Origin of the sequence: Borrelia persica No12 (assembly GCF_000500045.1) — a bacterium.
In the GTDB taxonomy this organism is placed as follows: Bacteria; Spirochaetota; Spirochaetia; order Borreliales; family Borreliaceae; genus Borrelia; species Borrelia persica.
Genome location: NZ_AYOT01000180.1, coordinates 1 through 8,681, shown reverse-complemented (window position 1 = coordinate 8,681; position 8,681 = coordinate 1). Strand labels below are relative to the sequence as shown.

Genomic DNA, 8,681 nt, shown 5'->3' with positions numbered 1-8,681 from the left:
AGACTGTATCTAGTTCTGATAAAAAATAATCTTGAATAAGATCAGTAAATTAATTAATACACAGTAATAAAGTCATAGAAATAAAAAAGGCTTTCTTATTAAGGGGGCCTTTGGTTTTATATAAATTTACGGATAATCTAGAGAAAGTGAGAGAAGCTGTTAAGGGAATAAAATATTTTGATGCTGTTGGAACTAATACTTCAGAAGTTGGTATTACTCAAACTACTGCTACTAAATAAATCCTTAAACTAAAAAATAAAGTTAATAAAGGAAAACATTGCACTACTCTCTATTTATGGGAGTGAGTAGTTTTTCTTTTTTTGTATTTTGTTTTAGTACCATAAATATGGTGTAAATATAGTTCAGTAACCATTGAAAACCTTGTTTAGCTAACCTTTTTCTAATTATGATTAAAAGAAAAAATCTAGGATATTAGTTTTACTAGCTTTTGTTTTTCTCTTATTAAAAGTTTATTAACTGTTTTGTTACTTTTAGAAGAGAAAAATCAGGAGGCAAGAAGCAATGAAGAAAAGAAAGAATAGAGATAATAATTATGAATTGATTATTATTGATATTTTGTGGAAGTGGGTACTTTTAGCAGTAAAGAAGAGGAATAATTTTTTAGAGTAATTGGTTAGGATAGTAGAAGGTATTTATGAGGTTTTGGCATTTTTGGTAATGCAATTGGGGATGAATTAGGATTTAATGTTGTTATAGTGTTGGCGTCTTGTTAAATATTTATCGTGTGTTTGTTTGATAGGTACATTTCATTTTTATTTCATTTTTGTTCTTGCTTTGGGAGAAGGAAGAGGGATAGGAGTATTTTAGTGATATTGCTGCTGGTACTATGGAAACAACGAAAGCAAAATTGAATGAGATTTTAGAGAAGAATGGGAATTATGAAAAGATAAAATAAAAGGTTGCTGCTTTTATCACAACTATCGATAAGATTGCAAGAAGGAAAAAAACTGCGGTTTCTGGTGCTAGTGGTAGTGATTTTATAGGAAATGCTGTTAAAAATGTTGATGTCAAAGCTGCTAATATGGAAAGTGTTAACTTTTTAGTTAAAGAAATTAAAAAATTATTGAAATTGTTTTGAAGGCTAAATGAAATATTGGCTGCATTGAAGCAAGAAGATAAGACAGTAGAAGTAGTAATTAGTGGACAATAATAAATAATTATAGGTAAAAATTAGTAAAATAAAAAAGTTATTTAAGGAAAATACTTCTCTTATTCTTTTTGAAGTCATAAATTAAGTGATTTAATATATTTCTTTTATATTTTTTATTCGACATTCATTTATCATGTGTGTCTATCATTTATTCATTTTTTTTCGTTTTTTCTGTTGTAGTAAAGTTGATAGAAAAGAGAAGAAGAGACTCAATAAAAGAGAGAAGGGAACTTATAAAAAGAGAAGAAAGGAATGATAAGAGAAGGAAGGGAACTTTTAAAGAAGAGAAAGAAGTATGTATTCTGAGTAACTTTTTTTAGAAGGAAGGAGAGCTTATTTAGATGAGATTAGTGAGAGAGAAAAGGGAAGAGAAGGGAGCTTTAAATTATTGAGGATTTAAAGATTGGGGGGATTAAAGAGTTTGTTAAGGAGGGAAAATTATGATGAGAGGAATTAGAGGAATAAAAGATAAAGAAGAAATGAGAGGGGGTAGTGGGAAGATGAAGACGATTATCAAGAGATGTTTGCTTATTATTATGATTTTGGGAATTATGGGATGTAATAATGGAGTAGCTGAACTAGAAAAGAAGAATGAGTTTTTACAGGCTTTAGTTAATTTAGGGAATGATTTTTTGAATGTTTTTACTTCTTTTGGCGATATTGTTGGGAGTGTGTTGGGATTGAATGTTAATTCTAAGAAATCGGATGTTGGGAAATATTTTAAGACAGTGCATGATACTGTAAAAGGCACAAAGGATAAACTTAATAATATTGTTGCTGATATGAAAAGAGAAGGGAATCCGAATGCGGCGGGAGTAGAGAGTGCAGTAAATAAATTAGTTAGTGAGACGCTTGATGAGATAATAGAGGGGGCTAAGACTGCTAGTGAGGCTATTGGTATTACAGGTGATGATTTAGTTGGTAATGTTGCTGAACCTAATGGCGGAGCTGGTGCTGTTGCTGAAGGAGCTTCAATTAAGTCTCTTAGTGAAGGAATTGGAAAGATTGTAAATGTGGTAATTAAAGGTATAGGAAGTTTTGATTCTGGTACTGATAAAAAGGCTACAGATGGGTCTACTTCAAGGACTAATGGCAATGCTGGTGATGGTGAGGCAGGAAAGAGTTATTTGCTACTGCTAATGCAGGTACTGCTGAAAATGCAAAGAAATCAGCGGCTGATGCAGCAAAGGCAGTTGGAGCAGTGACTGGTGCTGATATATTGCAGTCTATTATTAAGGATAATGGTGATGCTGCTAAATTAGCTAAAGAAACAACTGGTAATGCTACTATGCCTAAGGATGCAACTATAGCAGGAGGTATAGCATTAAGAGCAATGGCAAAAGGTGGTAAATTTTCTAATGCTAGTGATGCTGATGCTCAAGGAATTATTACTACTGTAGTTAAAGGTGCGGCAATAAGTGCGGTGACTAAGGCATTAGATACGTTAACAATAGCAATAAGAAAGACAATTGATTTAGGACTTGAAACAGTTAAAGGAGCGATGAAGATTAATGTCAATGTTACTCCGATAATTCCTGATGGTAGCGATGTTAAACCTGAGAAAACTAAGAAGTAGAGATTAGTAAATATCAGATTAAGGTAATTAGTTGTAAACATAAATGTTTATGTAAAAGAAGAAATGAGAAGAGCTTAAGAGATAAGCTCTCTTTTTCTATTCATTTAAGATTTGTTATTGTTGGATATTTGATGATAAATGTGTTTGCAATTATTTATAAATTTTGTAAAGATATATTTGTGTTTTTTTTATGAACAATTTGCTGTACTTGGAAGAGAAAAGCAGAAATTAGTAGCAATAAAAAATCAAATAAAAGCAGATTATGATGCTGATATAGGTGACATTAGAACTGTTTTTGATCGTAGTGGTACCTCAAAAAGAATTTGAGATATCGGGAGTATTAGATGGCTATTTAAAAGAAAAACTCGTAATTACGAATCAAGACTTAATAGTGCAGTAAACGAAGCAGAGAAAGCGAAGAATGGATTATTAATTTACTATATTTTAGTTTTTGATATCTGTTAAATTCATTTCTTTTATGTTTTTATTGATCATTGATTTATAGTCTATCTATTTTTTTGTTCATTTTTTAGGCATCAGAACTCAATATGAGGTATGGTGATAGGATATCATAATGGGTTATTAGAAGCAGAGAAGTCGAAGGATAAATTTTTACAGTTTTTAGTTAGCTTGCGTAATGATTTTATCAGTGTTTTTACTTCTTTTGGGGATATTGTTGGGAGTGTGTTTGGGTTGAATGTGGGATAGTAAGAAGTCTGATGTTGGGAAATATTTTAAGACAGTGCAGGAGACTGTGCAAGGGACAAAGGATAAGCTTGAAAAAATTGTTGCTGACATGAAAACTGCAGGGAATCCTAATGCGCTTGGAGTAGAGAGTTCAGTAAAGAAATTTGTTAGTGAAATTCTTGATAAGATTATTGATGGATCTAAAACTGCTAGTAAGGCTATTGGTACTGATGGTGATGAACTAATTGGTAATGTTGCTGCTCAGAATAACGCTGGTGCTGCTGGGAATGTTACGAATTTAATAAAGGGAATTAAGTCAATAGTAGATGTGTCACTTAAAGGTTTGGGAAGTGATGAATCGGGAGATGATAAAAAAGCTTCAGATGGTTCTACTGCAAGAACTAATGGCAGTGCTGCTGATGGTGAAGCAGCTAAATTATTTGTTACTGGTAATGGTGCTGTTGGAGAGCTCAAGCTAATGCCAAAAAAGTTGTTACTGATGCAGCCAAAGCAGTTGGGACGGTAACTGGTGCTGATATCCTGCAAGCTATGATTAAAGATAATGGTAAATCAGCTAAGTTAGCTGAAAATAATGATGCTAATGCTAATATTGCTCTTTCCCCTAAAGATGCGGTTATAGCAGGAGGTATAGCGTTAAGAGCGATGGCTAAGGGTGGTAAGTTTGCTAATAGTAGTGATGCAGATGTTTCTGATGCAGTTAAAGGAGCAGCAGTAAGTGTAGTCACTAAGGCATTAGATACATTAACTGTAGCAATAAGAAAAACAGTTGATGCAGGACTTAAAACAGTAAAAGAAGCAATTAAAATAAATGCAAGTGATACTCCTGTAACTTTTGATAAGAACACATCTGAAGGAAAATAATTGGATAGAAAATAAATAATTAAGTAAAATGAAAAGAAGTAGATAAAAACAAAACGAAAACAACTCTTATAAAAAAGATGTGTTTTCCTTAAATAATTTATAGGGGTAAAGGGTTTTTGTTTAATAGAGAGATATTTCGTTGCTTGAATTGATTGTAGAAATTGTATTTTTTACTTTGCTGTCTGATATTCTCTTTCTTTTCTTGACTGCGCTAGGGGGGGGTGAATCGTGACCGTTTGCAATAAGAATAGGTAATTTCTTCTTTCTTTTTTTTGAAGTATGAGTTGGGTCTTAGAGACTCTGCACCTAATAAATCATTGACAGTATTAGTATCAACCTTAGAAGTGGAGCTGTTGTCTTGTGGTGATGCTGTTTTTCTTGCTATAGTTTTTCTACTACGTTTTTTGGGGCTTCTTGAAAGGTTTTTTTATCTACTTTATCAGTTTTAGCTTGGGTTTTATTATCCAAGATAGATTGTGCCTTGTTAATTAGATCATCAGATTTTTCTTTTGTATCTTTTGCAAATGCTTCCTTTATTGGACAACTATATAGCAATAGAGTGTATAAAACAATGAGTGGATTTAGTTATTGTTTTATTTTTACCATTTTGTACTTTTCAATTTGCTTATCGCAGTATTAATTTTATTAATAGTATTTTCAAGGTCAAACCATGCCTTATTTAAATTGGTCTTCCATTGAATTGGATGGTAAATTTGCTGATTATAAGGGTGATGATAATACCAAACATAGTAATTATGTTGAAAAAGTCAAAGAAGCTGCAGTTAAATCCGTTAACAAGGTGTTAGGTGTTCTTGACGTAATTATTATGCAAATATTACAAATTAAACTTAGTAAAATAAAAAATAAGATTAAGTAAATAAGATACTTGAAATTAAATTCTTATGTTTTCAAGCTAAAAGATTATTTGGGAAGTGCTTATATAAATTATGACTATCAGTCTTGCCACCAGGTAATTTACCATTTTAGCTATAGCTTTTAACGCTATACCTCCTGTTATGATTGCATCTCTAGCATTGAAGACATCATCAGCATTTATAAACCTTTCGATAAGCCATGCATTCAGCCAATCCAATTTCTCATTAGTAAATGAAGTACTTTCAGTTCATATTTCGTCAATCTTCATTAAGTAAGAGATAAATAAATTGAATTTGTTTCATATTTTTCTTTCTATAGGAGAATTGTTTTTCTTTTTGGCGTTTTAGTATTTTTTATTAAACATTTCTCATTTGTTTTTTTAGCAAGTTAATTTCAATTTATATATTATTCGTTCGTTTTTATTGTGTTTTTTCTGTTGTAGTAAAGTTGATAGAAAAGAGAAGAAGAGACTCAATAAAAAAGATAAAAGAGACTCAATAAAAGAGAGAAGGGAACTTATAAAAAGAGAAGGAAGGAATGATAAGAGAAGAAAAAGAAGAGAAGGAAGTATGTATTCTGAGTAACTTTTTTTAGAAGGAAGATGAGATTAGTGAGGAGAGCTTATTTAGATGAGATTATGTAGAAGGGCTTATTTAGATGAGCTAGTGAGGAAAGGGAAGAGAAGGGAGCTTTAAATAAGAGGATTTAAAGATTGGGGGGAATAAAGAGTTGATTAAGGAGGGAAAATTATGATGAGTGGAATTAGAGAAATAAAAACTAAAGAAGAAATGAGAGGGGGTAGTGGGAAGATGAAGAAGGTTATCAAGAGAAGTTTGATTATTATTATGATTTTGGGAGTTATGGGATGTAATAATGGAGTAGCGGAGCTAGAAAAGAAGAATGAGTTTTTAAGTTCAATAGCGAATTTAGGGAAAGGATTTTTGGATGTTTTTGTGGCATTTGGGGATATGATTACAGATACATTAGGAATAAAGGCAGATACTAAAAAAAGTGAGATTGGGGCTTATTTTACTAAGATTGAGAATACTATGAAAACAGTAAAAGAGAAATTGGGGAAAATTGTAGGAGAATATGGGAATTATCCGAAAGTGAAAGAGAAAGTTGAAGAATTTATTGGTAAGATAGGTAAGATTGAAGAAGGAGCAAAGGAAGCGGCTGGGGGTGCTATAGGTAGTGATGCAATAGGGAATTCTAAACAAAATGAAGATGCTGTTCCTGCTAATAAAGATGCAGTTAATTCATTTGTTAAGGGAATTAAGGATATTGTTTCAGTTGTATTAAAAAAGAATGAAGGCAATTCAGATTTTACTAAAACTGATGTTGAACAACAAAAGACGATTGGTGTATTACTTGGTCAAAAAAATAATGGTGGTGAAGAGAAACATGCAGCAGCAGCAAGTGCAACAATAGGGGCAGTAAGTGGTGCAGATATATTGCAAGCAATAGCTAAGTCTGATGCAGTTTCTAATGATCCTAAGATTGAAACTGCGCAGAGTGCAGCAGACATTGCTGCAGCTGGCAGTGAAGATAATAAAAATTTTAATGCAGCAAAAAAAGATGCAGTGATAGCAGCAGGGATAGCATTGAGGGCAATGGCAAAGGAAGGTAAGTTTGCTATTAAGAATAATGATGCTAACAGTAAAACGGTTAATGCAGTAAATGGAGCAGTAGCAAGTGCAGTAAATAAGGCATTAAGTACTCTAATAATAGCAATAAGAAATACTGTTGATAATGGTTTAAAAGAGATAAATGAAGTACTAGCTAAAGTTAAACAAGAAGATAAAACAGCAGAAGCTGCAAATAGTGAACAACAATAAATAATTATTGACAAAAATTAGTAAAGTAAAAAAAGTAGTTTAAAGGAAACATTTCTCTTGTTCTTTTGTTTTTTATAAGGCATACAGGGGAGATGTTTTTTTATTAATCATTCATTTATCATGTGTGCGTTCCATTATTTTTCTTTAGTTTTTTCTGTTGAAGTAAATTTTAAGGCAGAGAAGAAGAGACTCTTTAAATGAGAGAAGGGAAGTAAAAATAAGAGAAGGGAAGTAAAAATAAGACTAGTAACTTTTTTGAGAAGGGATGAACTTTTTTGAGAAGGGATTAGGTTTTATTTGGGATTGGGAAGAGAAGGGAGCTTAAATTGAGGATTTAAAGATTGGGGGGAATTAAAGAGTTGATTAAGGAGGGAAAGATGAGAGGAATTAGAGAAATAAGAAGGGAAGAAGATATGAGAGGGGGAATAGGGAAGATGGGAGAGGTGATCAAGAGAAGTTTGATTATTATTATGATTATTTTGGGGATGATGGGATGTAATAGTGGGTTAGTAGCAGAAAAAGAGGGATTAGAGAAGAAGAATAGTTTTTTAAATTCTTTGGTTAAGATTGGGCAAGGATTTCAGGACATTTTTGGCGTTTTTAGGAATGCTATTGGTGATGCATTAGGGCTTATTGCAGTTAAATCGGGGGATAAGAAAAGTGAGGTAGGGAAACATTTTGAGAAGATAAAAAAAGGTTTGGAAGTGACTAATGGGAAGTTAAAAGAGTTAGCAGGTGGAATCTCTGGGGCAAGGGACGCTAATGAGGTTACAATTAAAGTAGTGGAGGATTCAATTAAAGTAGCAAATGATGTTTTTGAACGATTAATTGTTGCTTTAACCAAATTAGCTGGTGTAACTAATGATAGTGCTGATATTGGTGATACTGCTAGTGCTAGTGCTGCGGTAGCTGCTGAAAAGGCTGGAGTTGACTCTATAATTGCAGAAGTTAAAAATATTATTGAAATAGCAGAAAAATCTGGAGTGAAGATTGAAGCTGGAACTGCTGGCACTGTAGTAAATAATGGTGATGATACTGCAGGAGCAGCTCTTGCAAAAAGTGGTGCTGCTCCTGCTGCTGGAGCTGGTCCCAAACTAGCAGATGAGGTATCAAAAGCAGATCCATGGGCAATGATAGATAAGATTAAAAATGCTAAGACTGGTGTTGAACTTGTTGCTAACAATAATAATGAAGCAGGAGCACTAGCTACTAAAATTGCTGAGCACGCTAATACTGGGGCAAAGAGTAATGCCGATCTAGCAGCTGCCGTAGCTCTAAAGGCAATGACTAAGAGTGGTAAACTTAGTGCTGCTGCTAATGAAGTTGTAGGGGTTAAAGCAGCAGGAGTAAGTGCGGTAAATAAGGTATTAGGGATATTGGATGTAATAATTAAGAAAACAGTAGCAAATAATTTAGAGAAAGTAAGAGAAGTATTTCAAGGAATAAAATATTCTGAGACTAGTGGAAATGAGGCTAGTCAATCTGATACTACTCAAACTCCAGCTACTAAATAAACAGTATAAACGGTGATTAATAAATATGTATATGTAAATGTAATGTGCACACTTCTCTCTGTAATCGTGAGGGAGGTGTTATTTTTGTTAATAGTATTTTATTGGTGTATGTTCTAATTAAAAATATTCGGTTTATT

General features: G+C 32.7%; 5 protein-coding genes and 3 pseudogenes. All 8 read left to right on the top strand.

Annotation, left to right across the window (positions count from 1 at the left end; genetic code table 11):
• Positions 1-110: 110 nt before the first annotated feature.
• The 8 genes and pseudogenes from U881_RS13555 (at position 111) to U881_RS0105990 (ending at position 8,544) form a co-directional block, all read left to right on the top strand.
• Positions 111-239, top strand: coding sequence for a hypothetical protein (locus U881_RS13555; protein WP_268744138.1), 129 nt, complete (start codon positions 111-113; stop codon positions 237-239).
• Between the two features lie 581 nt (positions 240-820).
• Positions 821-1,087: pseudogene (locus tag U881_RS13775) on the top strand (variable large family protein); the annotation flags it as partial.
• A 563-nt stretch (positions 1,088-1,650) separates the two neighbouring features.
• A pseudogene (locus U881_RS10910) lies at positions 1,651-2,747 on the top strand (variable large family protein).
• Between the two features lie 144 nt (positions 2,748-2,891).
• A complete protein-coding gene (locus U881_RS0106025) occupies positions 2,892-3,074 on the top strand; it encodes a hypothetical protein (protein ID WP_152520691.1) in 183 nt (60 codons plus the stop codon).
• 228 nt (positions 3,075-3,302) lie between these two features.
• Positions 3,303-4,316 (top strand): annotated as a pseudogene (locus tag U881_RS10905) (variable large family protein).
• Between the two features lie 670 nt (positions 4,317-4,986).
• Positions 4,987-5,193 (top strand): variable large family protein, encoded by a 207-nt coding sequence (locus U881_RS0106010; RefSeq protein WP_024653601.1) that lies wholly within the window; start codon positions 4,987-4,989, stop codon positions 5,191-5,193.
• A gap of 808 nt (positions 5,194-6,001) precedes the next feature.
• Positions 6,002-7,030, top strand: a complete 1,029-nt coding sequence (locus U881_RS0105995) for a variable large family protein (RefSeq protein ID WP_038363871.1) — start codon at positions 6,002-6,004, stop codon at positions 7,028-7,030.
• A 434-nt stretch (positions 7,031-7,464) separates the two neighbouring features.
• Positions 7,465-8,544 (top strand): variable large family protein, encoded by a 1,080-nt coding sequence (locus U881_RS0105990; protein ID WP_407637307.1) that lies wholly within the window; start codon positions 7,465-7,467, stop codon positions 8,542-8,544.
• The last annotated feature ends 137 nt before the right edge of the window (positions 8,545-8,681 follow it).